The organism is Bacillus sp. FJAT-26390 (assembly GCF_001682865.1).
In the GTDB taxonomy this organism is placed as follows: Bacteria; Bacillota; Bacilli; order Paenibacillales; family Paenibacillaceae; genus Pristimantibacillus.
Genome location: NZ_MAQX01000001.1, coordinates 589858 through 607101, shown reverse-complemented (window position 1 = coordinate 607101; position 17244 = coordinate 589858). Strand labels below are relative to the sequence as shown.

The window sequence follows — 17244 nt, the reverse complement described above, 5'->3', positions numbered from 1 at the left end:
ACAGCGATTAAAACGGGAACTTCATATTTTTGCCGAGCATGCCCTTTAGGCCTTTCTTGCCGCCCTTCGGACCTTTCGGCCCCATCATCGATGAGAATTGCTTCATCATTTTTTTCATGTCGTCAAACTGCTTAATGAGGCGGTTAACCTCGACGATCGTCGTGCCGCTGCCTGCAGCTACACGTTTGCGACGGCTGTGATTAAGCAGCTCCGGCTTTTGCTTCTCCTCTTTCGTCATGGAGCGGACAATCGCCTCGACTCGGCCGATTTGTTTCTCATCGACCTTCATATCCTTCATGCCCTTCATCTTGTTCATGCCGGGCAGCATATCCATAATTTGATCGAGCGGCCCAAGGTTGCGAACCTGCTCCATCTGCTCCAGGAAATCGTCGAACGTAAATTCTGCTGTACGCATTTTACGTTCCATTTCCTTCGCTTTCTCCGCATCGATGTTCGACTGCGCCTTCTCGATCAAGGAGAGCATATCGCCCATTCCGAGAATCCGGGAAGCCATACGCTCCGGGTGGAACGGCTCCAAGGAGTCGATCTTCTCACCCATCGCCGCGAATTTAATCGGGCAGCCTGTTACGGCTTTAACCGAAAGCGCCGCGCCACCGCGGGTATCGCCATCGAGCTTCGTCAGCACAACACCCGTTAAAGCGAGCTGTTCATGAAAGCTTTGTGCAACGTTAACTGCATCTTGCCCTGTCATCGCATCAACAACGAGCAGCACTTCATCCGGCTTCGTAACCTGATGGATTTGCTTCAGCTCTTCCATCAGCTCTTCGTCGATATGCAAGCGGCCGGCGGTATCGATGATGACATAATCATTGCCGTTCTCTTTGGCATGCTGGAGTCCGGCACGCGCAATTTCTACAGGCGAGGTTTGATCACCCAAGGAGAAAACCGGCGCATTGATTTGATCGCCGAGCACTTGAAGCTGCTTGATTGCCGCGGGACGATAGATATCACACGCGATAAGAAGCGGCTTATTATTGCTCTTCTGTAGGAGCTTAGCCAGCTTGCCCGTCGTCGTTGTCTTACCGGCACCCTGCAAGCCCGCCATCATAATGACGGTTGGAGGCTTGTTCGCCTTCGCAAGCTTGCTTTGCGTGCCGCCCATCAGCTCGGTCAGCTCTTTATTTACGATATCGATGACGACCATGCCGGGTGTAAAGCTCTTTGACACATCGAGGCCGATAGCCCGTTCCTTCACCTTCGCGATAAAGTCCTTCACGACCTTGAAGTTAACGTCCGCCTCGAGAAGCGCCAATCGCACCTCACGCATTGCTTCGCTAACATCTTCCTCGGAAACCTTACCTTTGCCCCTCAGCTTGCTGAACACATTTTGAAGCCGACTTGATAAGCTCTCAAATGCTGCCATGTACCGTCACCTCCACTCATTATGTTTTAATCGGTTATTTGAAATTGTGCAATCATGCTCATGAGCGCCTGCCTGTCCTGCTCGGCAATCGAAAGCTCATTCACGCTGTTCACGAGCTGCACGGTTAATTGTAGAAGCGATTCATGCCGGACAAGCAAGCCGAGCTTGCTCTCATAGCTCTCAAGCACCTGTTCGGCACGCTTGATATGCTCGTATACCGCTTGTCTGCTTATGCCGAATTCGGCTGAGATTTCTCCAAGTGAGAAGTCGTCGTGAAAATAATATTTGAGAAACGTCCGCTGCTTCTCTGTCAAGAGCGGCTCGTAAAAGTCGAACAACAAGTTTATACGGGTCGTTTTGGATAAGGCATCTGGTTCATTTGCTTTCATCCCGTCAGCCCCTCCTGTTATTAAGCTTGTGTCACCGACAAGGTAAATACCTTTACACCTGACAACGTCTTTTATCATACATGACGTCATAGGCAGCTGTCAAGCATTTCCCCTTGTCACCTTTAAAAGCCGCATTAACAACCGCTCCACATGACTTAAAACCAGCTTATTCAGCTGTTTTTTCCTCGTCCTGCAATTCCTCGCGCTGAATTAATCCAGCGAACAACGCATGAATGAACTGCTCCGAATCAAATTGCTGCAGGTCGCCCATCTTCTCGCCCAGTCCAACAAGCTTCACTGGTAAGCTGAGCTCATTACGGATCGCGATGACGATGCCCCCTTTTGCCGTCCCGTCAAGCTTCGTCAGCACTAGGCCGGTAACGCCGCTCTTCTCGCCGAACAGCTTCGCTTGGCTGAGCGCGTTTTGACCAGTCGTTGCGTCAAGAACGAGCAACACCTCATGCGGAGCATCCGGCAACTCGCGCTGAATGACGCGGAAAATTTTGTTCAGCTCTTCCATCAAATTCGTTTTATTTTGCAGCCTGCCTGCCGTGTCGCATAAGAGCACATCTACGCCGCGCTGCTTGGCAGCTTGCACCGCATCGAACATTACGGCTGCCGGGTCTGATCCCGATTGCTGCTTGATCACGTCAACGCCAACGCGCTGGCCCCATACCTCAAGCTGCTCGATCGCTCCTGCACGGAACGTATCGCCTGCTGCCATCAGTACGCTTTTGCCCTCGCTCTTGAACTTATGCGCCAGCTTTCCGATCGTTGTCGTTTTGCCGACGCCGTTAACGCCTACGAACAAAATAACGGTGATTCCGCTTGGCGCCATGCGCAAGCCGGATTGATCGTCACCCTTCATTAGCTGAATCAGCTTCTCGGACAAAATAGGCTGCAAATCGGCAGCGTCCTCGATCTTGCGCTTCTTCACCTCGACGCGAAGCTCGTCAATCAGCTGCATGACGGTATTAACGCCGACATCCGCGCCGATTAGAATTTCTTCAAGCTCCTCATAAAACAGCTCGTCGATCTTCTTGCGGCGCGTAATGAGCTCCTCGACCTTCTCAACGAACGCAGTGCGCGTCTTCGACAAGCCCTCTTTAAAAATATTCGTTACCGCTTCGGTCTTCGTTGCGATACTTTCCTTCAGCTTCTTAAAAAAACTCATCGGTTCAACTCCCCATCCTCACATTGCCGGTTTGTCTTTATTTATGCGGATACCGGCTCTTCCTCATCCTCTAAGCGTACGGATACCAGCTTCGATACCCCGCCTTCCTCCATCGTAACGCCGTACAGCACATCCGCCTCTTCCATCGTACCTTTGCGATGCGTAACGACTATGAATTGCGTCAGCTCCGAAAACTCGCGCAAATATTGCGCGAACCTGGATACGTTTGCCTCATCGAGCGCGGCTTCAACTTCGTCAAGCACGCAGAACGGAACCGGCTTCACCTGCAAAATGGCAAACAGCAATGCTATTGCCGTCAGTGCGCGCTCACCGCCCGAGAGAAGCTGCAGGTTTTGCAGCTTCTTGCCCGGCGGCTGCGCAACGATGTCGATGCCGGTATCAAGCACGCGATCCGGCTCAACGAGCACTAGATCTGCCCTGCCTCCTCCGAACAACTTCGCGAATACGACGACAAAATGGCCGCGAATCGCTTCAAAAGTCGTTTTAAACCGCTTCGACATCTCCTCATCCATCTCACGGATAACCTGATACAGCGTTGTCTTCGCGTCTATAAGATCATCCTTCTGCTCCGATAAAAACTGAAACCGTTCGCTTACCCGCTCATATTCCTCAATCGCGCCAAGGTTAACCTCGCCGAGCGACGTAATTTGGCGTTTGATGTCCCGTACCTCGTTCTGTGTCCCAAGAACATCCTCCGGCACTGGATACTGCTCCTTAGCCAGCTCGTAGCTAAGCTCATATTCCTCGCTAAGCTTGCGAAGCAAGTTATCGAGCTCAACGTCGAGCCGGTTAGCGGCGATTTCGGTTTGCCGCATTTGCTCCTCAACCTGCCTGAGCTGCGCGCGCTGCTCCTTCGTCTCACTCTCGCCCAAATCAAGCTCGGCAATACGCTGTGCACGCGCGGATCGCTTCAGATCCGTCTGTTCTGCGCATTCTTGCTTCTTTATTCGGAGGTGATTGAGCTGCTCGATCTGCTGAACCGTCTCGTTCGCATGTCTTTCTATCTCTTCCTCTTGCTGAACAGATAACGAGCGCAGCCCTTCCAGCTCCTGCTTCGCCCGCTGAATGTCAGCCCGCACGCGCGCCGATTGATCCTCGAACGAAAGCTTCTCCTGATCCGTCTTGGCTGCTGCGATTTTAATATCGGTAAGCTGGCCTTGCAGCTCTTCCTTAGCGGATTCGCTCGCTTTGCGGCGCTCCTCCGCCATGCGGATTGCTTCCTGCAGCCTTACTTCATCGAGAACAAGCTGCTCCAAACGAAGCTCAGCCGCTGCTGCAGCTGCCTGCACATCCTTTTGCTCGGATAAATGCGTATTGCGGTCTGCCGAATACAGCTGCCGCTGCTCATCCAGATGTTTGGCTTCATTATGAAGCTGCTGAAGCTCAGCCCTAATTTGCTGCTCTTCAATGCGGCTTTTCTCGCCTTCCGCACGAAGCTCCTCGATATTATGAGTTCTTATCGAATGCTCCTTGCGCAAATCGCTAAGCTTGCTGCGCAGCTGCTCAACCATCCGGCGTGCATCGGCAATCTCTTGATCAAGCCCGTCGATCTGGCGTTGACGTCCAAGCAAGCTTGCGCCCTTCTTCTGCAAGCTGCCGCCCGTCATCGAGCCGCCCGCGTTGACGATATCGCCTTCAAGCGTCACGACGCGATAGCGGTATTGGCATTTTGAGGCGATCCGGTTCGCTTGCTCAAGCGTTTCGGCAAGCAGGACGTTGCCGAGCAAATTGTTGACGATTGCGGCGTAACGAGAATCCGAGCTGACCAAATCTGCCGCTACCCCAACAAAGCCCTCTACGGATTCCGCAGTCCGTTTGTCATGTTCGGGCACTTGCCTGCCGCGAATGACGTCAAGCGGAAGGAAGGTTGCCCGTCCAAGCTGGCGCTGCTTCAAGAAAGCAATCGCGGTACGAGCTGTTTTCTCGTCCTCCATGACAATATGCTGCAAGGCACCGCCAAGCGCTGTCTCAACTGCGGTTTCGATCCGTTCCGGAACACGGACAAGCTCTGCCACCGCGCCATGGACACCGCTGATTCCGCCGTTGCCGCGCCTTGAAGCTTTGAGCACTTCTTTAACCCCTTGCATAAAGCCGTCGAGCGCATCCTGCATTTCCTTCATCGTGTCGCGCCTCGATACATGGCTGTCGAGCTTTTGCTCCCACTTGCGAATCGCTAGCGTTACTTCTTCCAAGCTTTGCGAAATCGCTCTCGTTTGCTCGGATTCGGTAAGCGTCTTGCTTCTTGCCTGCTCAAGCCGCGCAAGCGTAGACTCAAGCGCCTCCGCTAGCTCCGAACGCCTCGCATCCAACTTCTCTTGCTGCTCCAGCCACTTGGTCTCGTCCTCGCTAATCCGCTCCATACGCCGCTGCAATGTATCCTGTTGCTGCGCCGCATATCTGATTTCATTGCGATGCTGAGCCATAGCGCTGAGCACCTCGAGCAGTTCGCTCTTAAGCGTCTCCTCAGCATCAGCAACCGCGCCGCCTGCAACGCCAAGCAAACGAGCTTCCTCTTCGGATATTTTCGAGCGAAGATCGGCAAGCTGCAATTGAAGCGCTGCTGCACGGCTGCGGAATTCCGCTTCCTCCTGCGTCATCGTGCCAATTCTGGCATCCTGCGATGCAATGGATTCCTCCAATTGCCGCTTATTTTGCTCCAAATTGCGTTTGCGTTCTTTCAAAACCTCGCCGTAGCCTTCGCATTTCTCAAAATCCTCGCTAATTTGCAGCATCGCTTCATGAAGCTGATCGAGCGCCTGCTCAAGTTCCCGCAGCTGCTGGCGATCCTTCTCCAAATGCGCATCATGCTTGCTGACAACGGTGGAAAGCTGAAGCTGCTCCTGCGTCAACCGCTCAAGCTTGCCGTTTGCTTCCGTCCATGTGCCGTGGATTTGTTCAATGTTATGTACGTACATCGAGATTTCTTTCGTTTTGAGCTGCTCCTTAAGCGCCTTGAAATGGATAGCTTTCTCGGACTGCTTGCGCAGCGGGCCAACCTGATCCTCAAGCTCCGTGACAAGATCGTGGATGCGCAGCAAATTCGTCTCGGTTTCGTCGAGCTTCCTCTGTGCCTCGCGCTTACGCGACTTGTACTTGACAATGCCGGAGGCTTCCTCAAAAATACCGCGCCGATCCTCGGAGCGCGTACTTAAAATCTCTTCAATTCGGCCTTGTCCAATGATGGAATAAGCCTCTTTACCGATACCGGTATCCATGAACAGCTCGGTAATATCTTTTAGCCTGCATGGCTGCTTGTTAATTAAATATTCGCTGTCGCCGCTTCGGTGCACACGGCGCGTCACGGTCACCTCGTTGTACTCAAGGGGAAGCGCACCGTCGGCATTGTCTAGGGTCAGCGAAACCTCGCTGTAGTTAACAGCTTTACGAGCGTCGCTTCCGGCAAAAATAATATCCTCCATCTTGCCGCCGCGCAGACTCTTCGCGCTTTGTTCGCCCAACACCCAGCGTATGCCGTCCGAAATGTTGCTTTTACCGCTGCCGTTTGGCCCAACCACCGCAGTGATCCCGGTTACAAACTCCATTTCCGTCCGATCTGCGAAAGACTTAAAGCCTGATAATTCAATCCGTTTCAGAAACATGTCTTGGTTTTCACCTCACCCCTCATTGTACCACATCTTATGGGCCTTGATAACCATTATGGCGGCTAAAAACAACCACTGCGCGTCTGCTTTCGCCTTGCTCGCGCCACACTTGTTCATTCTTCTTTCTGCAAAAAAAGAGAGAGCGTCCAGAGGGCCGTATGGCCTGCTTTGGACACTCTCTTCGCTGATTAGACTTGCTCCTGCGATAGCGTACGCCATGCTTCAGCCGCTGCGCGCTGCTCCGCTTCCTTCTTCGTTCTCCCGCTTCCAACGCCAAAACGTTCTTCCCCGAGATATACCTCAACGACAAATTCACGGTCATGCGCAGGTCCACGTTCCTCAATGATGCGATATTCAACGGCGCCAAGCCCATGATGCTGCGAGCGCTCCTGAAGCTTCGACTTGGAATCCTTCACTAGCAGGCCGTAATCGTTAGACTCAACGAATGGGAACATGTGCTCATTCAAAAATGCCCTCGTCTGCTCAATGCCTGCATCAAGGAAGATCGCACCAACAAATGACTCAAACAAGTCAGCAAGCAGCGCTTGACGCTGCCTGCCGCCGAGCTGCTCTTCACCGCGCCCTAGCAGCACGTGAGAGCCAAGCTCTAAACGTTCCGCGAATTGGGCCAAGGAAGGCTCGCACACGATCGATGCACGCATTCTCGTGAGCTCACCTTCCGGACGCTGCGGATAAGTTGCGAACAAATATTCCGACACAAGGAGCTGCAGGACAGCATCTCCGAGAAACTCTAATCGCTCATTATCCTGAGCAGAACCGCGCTTGTGTTCATTCACATAAGAGGTATGGGTAAAGGCCTGTCTGAGCAGCTTCGTCCGCTTAAAGCTGAGCTGCAGCCGCTGCTGCAGCTCATAGAAGGAATCACGCTTCATAAACTTTCATCACGATCGATGCATTGTGGCCGCCAAAGCCAAATGAGTTAGACAAAGCTGTCTTCACATTCGCTTCGCGCGGTTTATTCGGAACGTAATCAAGGTCGCACTCTGGATCTTGATTGTCCAAATTAATAGTCGGAGCAATGATGCCGTTTTTAAGCGTTAGGCCAAGAATAACGGCTTCAACGCCGCCAGCCGCACCAAGCAAGTGACCTGTCATCGATTTTGTTGAGCTTACTGCGACTTTGTAAGCATGATCTCCGAGCGCTTTCTTGATCGCCTTCGTTTCCGAACGATCACCAACCGGAGTCGATGTGCCATGCGCATTGATGTAATCGATCTCTGAAGGCTCAATTCCAGCATCCTTCAAAGCTTTTACCATACAGCGAGCAGCACCATCTGGATCAGGCTCAGTCATATGATGAGCGTCTCCGCTCATGCCGTAGCCAATGACTTCCGCGTAAATTTTTGCTCCGCGTGCTTGCGCATGCTCTAGCGATTCCAGCACCAGTACGCCGGCGCCCTCACCCATTACGAAACCATCGCGGTCCGTATCGAACGGACGGCTTGCCTTTTCAGGCTCCTCATTGCGAACGGACATCGCGCGCATCGAACAAAAGCCTGCCATGCCCGTAGGTCTGATCGTTGCTTCCGCTCCGCCTGCGATCATCACGTCGGCATCGCCGCGCTGAATCAGCTTGAATGAATCGCCGATCGAATGCGTTCCCGTTGCACATGCTGTTACAGCCGTGCTGTTCGGACCTTTTGCGCCAGTGAGCATCGATACCTGGCCAGACGCCATGTTTGCGATCATCATCGGAATAAAGAATGGGCTAACGCGCTTAGGGCCTTTTTCCAGCAAAATGTTATGCTGGTCTTCCCATGTGCCAAGTCCGCCGATACCGGAACCGACCATAACGCCAACGCGTTCAGCGTCCGCATTTTGACCTATTTGCAAATCCGCATCTTTAACCGCTAGTTGGCTTGCTACAGCTGCAAACTGCACGAAACGGTCCATTCTGCGAGCTTCTTTTTTATCTAAACCATAATCTTCGGGATTAAAATTTTTGATTTCTGCGGCAATACGTGTCGGGTATTCGGAGAAATCGAAAGCCTCAACAACCGATACCCCAGATTTTCCTTCTAACAGGTTACCCCAGAATTGCTCCAAATCGGAACCGAGCGAGGTAATAACCCCCATACCCGTAACTACAACTCTTTGTTTCATTCGATTCACCTCTATGTCCAGCAAAATAGATGTGCATGCTGCATCATCTTGTCCAATCTAATCGATGTTACTGTGATGCGTATACCCTGCTTATATTTCTCGGTAAATCCAAGCTATGCCGTTCGTAAACGGGGTGAGCCTTTACACTCGAAATATAAGGAGGTATAAAGTCGATAGTCGTACACAATCGTAATGATTGAAAATCACCTAGATGGAGAGAAGTCCCGTTTGTTAATAAACGGGACTTGTCCAACTTACGTATGAGATTGTATGTATTTAACTACTTCTCCCACAGTGGTGATTGTCTCAGCATCTTCATCAGAAATTTCCATATCAAACTCGTCTTCTAGCTCCATGACCAATTCAACGACATCAAGAGAGTCAGCGCCGAGGTCATCTTTAAATGAAGCTTCTAGTGTAACTTCCGCTTCGTCTACGCCTAGACGGTCGATGACGATACGTTTTACGCGATCTACTACTTCGGACATCCGGTTCACCTCCTCCATGGTATTATACGAGAATTAAAGATAAAATGCCATACGTAACCGTTTTAATTCCGAACAACGGAATTATTTGGTGTTACATATACATGCCGCCGTCTACGTGAATCGTCTGTCCAGTCATATAGGCTGAAGCATCCGAAGCAAGAAAACGAACCGCGTTTGCGATGTCGCTCGGATCACCGAGACGGGCAAGCGGGATTTGGCCGGATAAGGATTGGCGCATTTCTTCCGGAAGCTTATCCGTCATTTCGGTTTGAATAAATCCAGGAGCAACACAGTTAACGGTAATGCCGCGTGACGCAAGCTCGCGGGCGCTAGCCTTAGTTAGGCCAATGACGCCAGCCTTCGCCGCAACATAGTTCGCCTGCCCTGGATTTCCGAGCACACCAACGACCGAAGAAATGTTAATGATGCGGCCGGAACGCTGCTTCATCATAGAACGAGTGACCGCTTTAATGCCATTGAAAACGCCCTTGAGGTTCGTTTCAATGACTTGGTCGAACTCGTCCTCCTTCATACGCATGATTAAATTATCTCTAGTAATACCCGCATTATTCACCAAAATGTCCACAGCTCCGAATTGCTCGATGACTTCCTTCACCATCGCTTCAAATTCGTCCACTTTGCCGACATTAGCTTTGATGACTAATGCGCGTCTACCAAGAGCTTCGACGGCTTGTGCCGTTTCAGCTGCCGCAGCCTCGCTGCCGGAGTAGTTAATCGCAACATCTGCGCCTGCCTCGGCAAGTGCAATGGCTATCGATCTCCCGATTCCGCGCGACGCCCCGGTTACGAGCGCTTTCTTCCCTTCCAAGCTTGCAAACATTCTAATCCCTCCACCCTCATGATCAATATCTACAGCGCTTCAAGCGCGGAGATGCTGTTTATCGAAATGACACGAACGTTTTTGTCGATTTTTTTGATCAAGCCGGCAAGCACCGTTCCTGATCCGATTTCTACAAATGTATCCACGCCCTGATCGATTAGATAGCGTACGCTATCCTCCCAGAGCACAGGTGAATAAACCTGCTCGACTAGAAGCGAACGAATCTCATCAGCGGCCGTAACAACATTTGCTGTCACGTTTGCCACAACGGGAACAGACGCATCCTTCATCACAAGACCAGCGAGCGTCTCTTGAAGATTAGCTGCCGCAGGCTTCATCAGAGACGAATGGAAAGGACCGCTGACTTCGAGCGGAATGACCCGCTTCGCGCCGGCTTCTTCCTTGCCGCGTTCAACAACGGCTTGTACGCCTGCTGCCGTGCCTGATACTACGATTTGTCCTGGGCAGTTCACGTTTGCAAGCTCAACAGCCGAGCCTTCGGCAGTAATAGCCGCGCATAGCGCTGCGAGCGTCTCGCGCTCCGCGCCAAGCACTGCCGCCATTGCGCCAAGGCCGCTCGGAACGGCTTGCTCCATAAACTGTCCGCGAGCGCGAACGGTACGAACGGCGTCCTCGAAGGACAATACGCCGGCAGCAACAAGCGCACTGTATTCGCCTAGGCTGTGGCCCGCAACATAATCAGGCTTCAAGCCGCGTCCCTCAAGCGCCTCGAGTAGAGCAACGCTGACGGTAAGCAAAGCAGGCTGAGTGTTAGCCGTCTGCTTAAGCACGTCATCCGGCCCTTCAAATATAATGCTGCTTAGGGAGAAGCCTAGCGCTTCATCCGCTTGCGCAAAAATCGAACGCGAGCGGTCAAATGCCTCGTAGACATCTTTGCCCATTCCAACTGCCTGGGCGCCTTGTCCCGGAAAAACAAATGCTGTTTTACTCAAGTATGTTCCCCCTTGCGCACATTAACGGTTTGCTCCGCTTAAGAGCGGCCAAAGCCCGCATCGCGCTTTAAAATATAAGCCGGCCGTAAGAGAAAAGCTTATCTGTACTTATTTTATAGAAATGAGTTCCAAATGCAGATATACTACCAGACAAGCACCGAAGCGCCCCAAGTCAAGCCGCCGCCAAAACCAACGAGCACCAGCTTGTCGCCTTCATTCAAACGGCCTTGCTCCACCGCTTCGGCAAGCGCAACCGGAATGGAAGCCGATGACATGTTGCCGTACTTATCGAGGTTAATCATCGCTTTATCCTCCGACAGGTTAAGCCGGTTCAAAGCAGACTGAATAATGCGGATGTTCGCCTGATGCGGCACCAGAAGATCGATATCGTCCTTCTCAAGCCCTGCCTTCTGCAAGGCTTCCTCAGCTACACTTCCCATAATTCGAACGGCAAATTTGAAAACATCATTGCCGGCCATATGAATAAAGTGCTGCTTCGTCAGAATGCTCTCCTCCGATGCCGGAGTGCGGGAGCCTCCTCCAGAGACTTTAAGCAGTTCCCCGCCGCTGCCGTCAGCGCCAAGCTGGAAGGAGAGGAAGCCGCGGCCCTCTTCAACTTGCCCAAGCACAACGGCGCCTGCACCGTCACCAAACAAAATGCATGTGTTGCGGTCAGTGTAATCCGTAATGCGGGATAAAGTCTCGGCACCTACGACAAGCACATGCTTGTACATGCCGTTAGCCACCATGCTGGAGCCTGTCGCGAGCCCATAAATAAAGCCCGAGCAAGCAGCCGACAGATCAAAGGCAGCAGCTTTCTTAGCGCCCAGCTTATCTTGCAGCAAGCATGCAGTCGATGGAAAAAACATATCCGGCGTAATCGTAGCAACGATAATAAGATCAATATCTTCCGGCGTTAATCCAGCAGCAGCAATAGCTTTTAGCGAAGCATGCAGCGCAAGATCTGATGTTGCTTCCTGAGCGGACGCCAGACGGCGTTCTTTGATGCCCGTGCGTGTAACGATCCACTCATCGTTTGTTTCTACCATAGTTTCTAGCTCTTTATTCGTTAAAATGCGTTCGGGAACATATTTGCCTGTTCCGATAATGCCTACAGGATGTAAACTCATTTCGCACACTCACTTCCCGTTTATTTCTGCTGCAATGGTTTCGATCAATTGGCCCTGGATCGCGCTTCTTGCCTGCCTTACCGCATTCTTAACGGCAAGCGCGTCCGATGAGCCGTGACACTTCACGACCAGACCGTTCAGGCCAAGCAGCGGAGCGCCGCCATGTTCCTTATAGTCCATTCTTTTTTTCAACGAGCGAAGGTTAGGCATCATGATAGCCGCTGCAAGCTTCGTTAATAACGATTTGCCGAAAGCATCCTTAAGCGATGTGAAAATCGTACCCGCCGCGCCTTCCATCGCTTTTAGCATAATGTTGCCGGCAAAGCCGTCGCAAACAAGCACATCGCAATTACGGTTGAGAACGTCCCTAGCTTCGACATTGCCAATAAAATGAATCGGCGCTTGCTGAAGCAAAGCGTAAGCCGCTTTGGTCATCTCGTTTCCCTTCATCGCTTCCGTACCTACGTTCAGAAGGCCTACTCTTGGTTTATCCAAGCCATGAACCTTGGCACGGTAGATGCTGCCCATGATCGCATATTGGAGCAAATGCTCCGGCTTTGCATCCATGTTCGCTCCAAGATCAAGCGTCAAAATCCCTACATCATCCATCGTTGGCATCATAGGCGCAAGCGCCGGCCGTTCAATGCCATCCATTCTTCCGACAACGAGAAGTCCCGTCGCCATCAAAGCGCCCGTGTTGCCGGCAGAGAGCATCGCATCCGCTTGCTTCTCGCGTACGAGCTGTCCGGCAACGACCATGGACGCTCCTTTTTTGCGGCGCACCGCTCTAACCGGCTCATCATCGGCTCCGATAACCTCATCCGCATGGCATATGGTTATGTTAGAAGGCTTCTGCCCCTTCATGAGCGGTTCGATAACAGACGTATCGCCGACGAGCAGCAGCTCCGTATCCGGCCACTGCGCCGCCGCATCAAGCGCTCCTTGCACAATTAAGCTTGGAGCGTTATCCCCGCCCATAGCATCAATAGCGATCCGCACGTTCGTCTCCTCCTTCAGTATCTGTGTCTCCCGCGGACCGAAAAATAACAAAGTTACCTTGGAACACCATTTCATCGCCAACATACGTGAACAGCTCGACCTTTGCCTTGCTCCGCTCGCCCGAGATGGAACGAACATAAGCTTTGGCAATACATTTCTCCCCAAGCTTAACGGGACGAATGAACCTAATGTCCGCTGTTACGGTTAGCGCAATTTCATCATCTATAATAGCAACTGCCAGTGAATTCGCTTGTGCAAACACGTGATGGCCCCTGGCGATTCCGGTTCTGGAGAATACATGCTCCTCGCGAATCTCGAACACCGAGATGCCGCTCTTGTCCAATTCCAGATCGACGATGTCACCGATCACCTCATGCAATGGCAACGATCGAACCGAATCATAAGAACGCTCAGCCATCAGCTTAAGTCTTTCTCTAAGCTCCGGAATACCTAGCTCCATTCGGTCAAGCCGAATCGTTTGGATGCTTACTTTCAGCAGTCGCGTGAGCTCCCGATCGGTTATAAAAGGATTTTCATCAATATGTCGGGCAAGCTGCTGATGCCGCTGCCGTTTGGGCATTCGTTCGATGTTCGGCACCACCTTTTACCGTATAGTAACATAAACGATTCTAATCGCGCCTCAGCCTCGCATGAAACCGGTACGATTAGTATATGTATGCTGCTTGATATTATCACCTGGTACTAATTAAGTATATAAAAAAATACGCCCGAGCGCAATCCAGCATGTAAATTTACAGTTTATAACATTGTTAAACAGCTTACTTAATGCTCTATTACAGCAAAAAATAGCACCTCATCGCGAGATGAAGTGCTATTTCTGACATCAATCCACTATTGGGAAATGATCTCTTTTGTTTTGTAATATCCACAAACTTTGCATACGTGGTGAGCCAATTTCAACTCTCCGCATTGCTCACACTTCACCATGCCCGGTACTGCAAGTTTGAAATGCGTACGACGTTTATCACGGCGAGTCTTGGATGTTCTACGCTGAGGTACTGCCATATTTAACACCTCCTTCAAAAATTCAATCAGCATTACGCTTATTCCTTAAATAGATCCTTTAGCGCCGCAAAACGAACGTCAATCTTTTCGTTGGAGCAGCTGCATTTGTGCTCATTTAAGTTCTGTCCGCAAGTCTGACAGAGACCTTTACAGTCATTGCTACAAAGCGGTGCAAAAGGCATGAACAGCTGAAGCGCTTCTTCCACATAAGGCCTCAAGTCCAGTCTTTCTCCATTCACCTCAATGAAGTCATTCTCTTCCTCTTCCATATCCTCATCGCGTTCTTCGTCAGCCGCAGGACGCTTGAATACTTCCGAGAAACGAATAACCGTATGGTCCTTCACCGGTTCGAGACAACGTGAGCAAGGAAGCTCGAGATCAATGGCCAGCTTGCCATCAACTTCAATGAATCCTTCATGCCCAGTTACCTGAAGCGATACATGGAGCGGTCCCGTACGATAAACATCTTGGCGTCCTTTAAACAGGTCACTGACATCCAACTGTTCGTCAACTGTCAATTTCAACCCTTTGGACATTGTTTCTTGAATATGAAACTGCATCAGATCACCCCAAACAAACAAAGATTATTATATCTATCAGAATACCGTTTTGTCAACATTTTCACACTGCTTTTCCTTAAGTCTTTGAGCAGCCCGTGATTGAGCGCCTTCACTATGCTATAGTGAAACGACCAACATTTAACAGAGAGAGGACCCAAGCGAATGCGCACAGTCGGACTTATCGTCGAATACAACCCGTTTCATAACGGACATTTGTATCATTTGCAACAATCGCGCAAAATAACGCAGGCAGACGCCGTCGTTGCCGTCATGAGCGGCCATTTCCTCCAGCGCGGCGAGCCCGCCCTGCTCGATAAGTGGGCAAGAACGCGCATGGCGCTCGAGGGCGGCTGCGATCTCGTTATCGAGCTGCCGGTCGCATACGCGACGCAAGCTGCCGAATGGTTCGCCTACGGCGCAGTATCCCTGCTGGAGGCGACTGGCGTCGTCGACAGCTTCTGCTTCGGCACCGAGAACGGCGAACTTGAGCCGCTGCTGCAAGCTGCCGAGATCGTCGCACATGAGCCTCAGGCGTTCAAATTGCTTTTAAAGCAGCAGCTTCAAACGGGAATGAGCTACCCAAGCGCTTACAGCAGCGCAATAACCGCTTATTTATCGGACCAAGGTTATGCTTCCGCAGCGAAGTTCCCTTTCTCGCTGCCAAATCATACTTTAGCGCTCCATTACCTGCTCGCTTTAAAACGACTCGGCGGCAAAATGGAGCCTTTCACCATCACGCGTGAAAAAGCCCAATATAATCAGGATACGGCAACCGACAGCCAGATCGCAAGTGCGACCGCGATTCGCAAGCTGCTGCTTGAGCAGCGCTCGCTCGATGAAGCTCGCGCATATGTTCCCGAGTCAACCTATCGCATCCTGCAGCAAGAATGGTCGGCTGGCAGATGCCCGATTAGCTGGGCATCCTTTACAGACACGTTGCTGCATGCAGTCGTCACCCGTTCGCCAGCGGAGCTTGCACACATGCATGAACTATCAGAGGGACTGGAGCATCGACTGCTGAACGCCCTTCCGAAGCTCAAGTCACGAGAATTCGAAGACATCTTGGAAGCATTGAAAACGAAGCGCTACACGCGAACGAAGCTTCAACGCGCGCTTCTTGCCATTCTGCTCGGACACAGCAAAGCTGATCTTACGCAACAAAAGCTCGCTTCGGGTGTTGAATATATAAGAGTGCTCGGTTTTACGGAAAAAGGCAAGCATTTATTGCGCCGCATGCGCAGCTCCGCATCGCTGCCCGTACTAAATAGCGCAGCTAGGCCGCCAAAACCGTTCCGCTACCTAGAGCTGGATACGCAGGCAAGCAGCGTTTACATGCTTGGTGTTTCTAGGGCAGCGTCTCCGCAGCCGCTGTTCCGAGACTTTACGGACAAGCCGATTACGATTGAACAAAATTAAATTTATAAGTTAATTGGCACTTGCAGCATGGAACGTTTTTATTTGATCGATCGCTTCATCCAGCGTGCTAACGCTGACGACCTTCATCGAGGTGCCTAGTGATTTGGCTTTGGCGCTTGCATCCTCGAAATTATCGGCAGGCGCCAGAAAGAGCTGAGCGCCTTTTTTGCTTGCAATAATAATTTTTTGCTTGATGCCGCCGATCGCACCGACCTTCCCGTCTACGGTAATCGTCCCAGTCGCCGCAATGCGATGTCCGCCGGATAAATCACCATTCGTGAGCAGATCCAGTGATTGAAGGGCAAAAACGAGTCCAGCAGACGGTCCCCCGATCTCTCCAGCCGTTATAGTCAGTTGATTATCGAGATCGGTCGGGACCAAGCTGCGAAGCTCGGTTAAGCCAACAATGCCAAGCGTCTTTAAAAATTGCTCATTTGTCTTATCCGATTCAAATGCGTTTGCAGGAAAGATTACGCTAAGGCGTTTGCCGCCGCGGTCGATGTCAAACTGAATCGGCTTATCTTTGCTGCTCGCTTGCAGCGTCTCCAGCATCTCATCTATACTGCCTAACGGCTGTTTGCTTGTCATGCCAAGAAGCTTGTCTCCCGCTTGGAAGGCATTTGGATCGGCATGCTCCGCCATAAGAACGTCGGATACGATTAGGCCATCCGTTCTGCGCTCATAGGGCAAACCGGCGTAGCGATAAGCAGCCTCGATGGCGTTATTTTGCGACCCCTGCATGATGACATTCAGACGTTCTGCATACTGTTCCTTCGTATAGCCCCGAAGCACGTCTTTTTTGAGATGAACCTCCATGTTTGCGTTCAGCATTGACGAGAAGGCATGCAAAAAGTTCGGCTCCGTCAACTTGACCGCCGTCAGCAAAAACTCCCCTTTGCCCAGCCGATCCCCCGCTTCTATCTTAACCATCGGCTTAACCGGAACAGCAATTCCTGGTTCATATACGACATAAGGTGTAGGAGCATACAATAATATCCACATAAATGCTGCGGTCGATAGCACAATGATAGCTATTCTCCGCATATCCGACCGTTGCTTTTTCACCCGCCACTCCCCACTTCCATTCAAACTTCCATTTTGCATACCAGACATACCAAAAAACGCTCTATGGCTGTA

At 51.4% G+C, this 17244-nt stretch carries 16 protein-coding genes; 1 reads left to right on the top strand and 15 read right to left on the bottom strand.

What is annotated here, in order from left to right; all coding sequences use genetic code 11:
- Nucleotides 1-7: 7 nt before the first annotated feature.
- The 14 genes from ffh to A7975_RS02755 all read right to left on the bottom strand — a co-directional run bounded on the left by ffh (nucleotide 8) and on the right by A7975_RS02755 (nucleotide 14691).
- A complete protein-coding gene (gene ffh, locus A7975_RS02825; RefSeq protein ID WP_053375693.1) occupies nucleotides 8-1384 on the bottom strand; it encodes a signal recognition particle protein in 1377 nt (458 codons plus the stop codon).
- Between the two features lie 26 nt (nucleotides 1385-1410).
- Nucleotides 1411-1773, bottom strand: a complete 363-nt coding sequence (gene ylxM / locus A7975_RS02820; protein ID WP_053375692.1) for a YlxM family DNA-binding protein — start codon at nucleotides 1771-1773, stop codon at nucleotides 1411-1413.
- Between the two features lie 166 nt (nucleotides 1774-1939).
- Entirely contained in the window at nucleotides 1940-2947 is a 1008-nt protein-coding gene (ftsY, locus tag A7975_RS02815) for a signal recognition particle-docking protein FtsY (RefSeq protein ID WP_065384067.1), read from the bottom strand.
- A gap of 41 nt (nucleotides 2948-2988) precedes the next feature.
- A complete protein-coding gene (smc, locus tag A7975_RS02810; protein ID WP_065384066.1) occupies nucleotides 2989-6567 on the bottom strand; it encodes a chromosome segregation protein SMC in 3579 nt (1192 codons plus the stop codon).
- A gap of 191 nt (nucleotides 6568-6758) precedes the next feature.
- Nucleotides 6759-7463, bottom strand: coding sequence for a ribonuclease III (rnc, locus tag A7975_RS02800; protein ID WP_053375688.1), 705 nt, complete (start codon nucleotides 7461-7463; stop codon nucleotides 6759-6761).
- Nucleotides 7453-8694, bottom strand: a complete 1242-nt coding sequence (fabF, locus tag A7975_RS02795) for a beta-ketoacyl-ACP synthase II (protein ID WP_053375687.1) — start codon at nucleotides 8692-8694, stop codon at nucleotides 7453-7455. Before fabF ends, rnc begins: the two co-directional genes overlap by 11 nt.
- Before the next feature lie 254 nt (nucleotides 8695-8948).
- Nucleotides 8949-9182 (bottom strand): acyl carrier protein, encoded by a 234-nt coding sequence (locus tag A7975_RS02790; RefSeq protein WP_053375686.1) that lies wholly within the window; start codon nucleotides 9180-9182, stop codon nucleotides 8949-8951.
- Between the two features lie 91 nt (nucleotides 9183-9273).
- Complete coding sequence (gene fabG, locus A7975_RS02785) at nucleotides 9274-10023, bottom strand: 3-oxoacyl-[acyl-carrier-protein] reductase (RefSeq protein WP_053375685.1); 750 nt, start codon at nucleotides 10021-10023, stop codon at nucleotides 9274-9276.
- Nucleotides 10024-10052: 29 nt separating this feature from the next.
- On the bottom strand, nucleotides 10053-10976 hold the full coding sequence (gene fabD, locus A7975_RS02780) for an ACP S-malonyltransferase (protein ID WP_065384064.1): 924 nt from the start codon (nucleotides 10974-10976) through the stop codon (nucleotides 10053-10055).
- A 143-nt stretch (nucleotides 10977-11119) separates the two neighbouring features.
- Nucleotides 11120-12106, bottom strand: coding sequence for a beta-ketoacyl-ACP synthase III (locus A7975_RS02775; RefSeq protein WP_065384063.1), 987 nt, complete (start codon nucleotides 12104-12106; stop codon nucleotides 11120-11122).
- Between the two features lie 9 nt (nucleotides 12107-12115).
- Nucleotides 12116-13105, bottom strand: a complete 990-nt coding sequence (plsX, locus tag A7975_RS02770) for a phosphate acyltransferase PlsX (RefSeq protein WP_065384062.1) — start codon at nucleotides 13103-13105, stop codon at nucleotides 12116-12118.
- Entirely contained in the window at nucleotides 13089-13685 is a 597-nt protein-coding gene (gene fapR, locus A7975_RS02765; RefSeq protein WP_053375681.1) for a transcription factor FapR, read from the bottom strand. The genes plsX and fapR overlap by 17 nt, the downstream gene beginning before the upstream one ends.
- A gap of 272 nt (nucleotides 13686-13957) precedes the next feature.
- A complete protein-coding gene (gene rpmF, locus A7975_RS02760) occupies nucleotides 13958-14131 on the bottom strand; it encodes a 50S ribosomal protein L32 (RefSeq protein WP_006036546.1) in 174 nt (57 codons plus the stop codon).
- Between the two features lie 38 nt (nucleotides 14132-14169).
- Nucleotides 14170-14691: a YceD family protein gene (locus A7975_RS02755; RefSeq protein ID WP_053375680.1), complete on the bottom strand. Its 522-nt coding sequence runs from the start codon at nucleotides 14689-14691 to the stop codon at nucleotides 14170-14172.
- 162 nt (nucleotides 14692-14853) lie between these two features.
- Here A7975_RS02755 and A7975_RS02750 point away from each other — a divergent pair, with 162 nt between their 5' ends.
- The gene (locus tag A7975_RS02750; protein WP_065384061.1) at nucleotides 14854-16107 is read left to right on the top strand and encodes a nucleotidyltransferase; all 1254 of its coding nucleotides are present in this window, start codon (nucleotides 14854-14856) and stop codon (nucleotides 16105-16107) included.
- A 9-nt stretch (nucleotides 16108-16116) separates the two neighbouring features.
- Here A7975_RS02750 and A7975_RS02745 read toward each other — a convergent pair whose 3' ends face one another.
- Complete coding sequence (locus A7975_RS02745) at nucleotides 16117-17172, bottom strand: S16 family serine protease (RefSeq protein WP_053375678.1); 1056 nt, start codon at nucleotides 17170-17172, stop codon at nucleotides 16117-16119.
- Nucleotides 17173-17244: the final 72 nt, after the last annotated feature.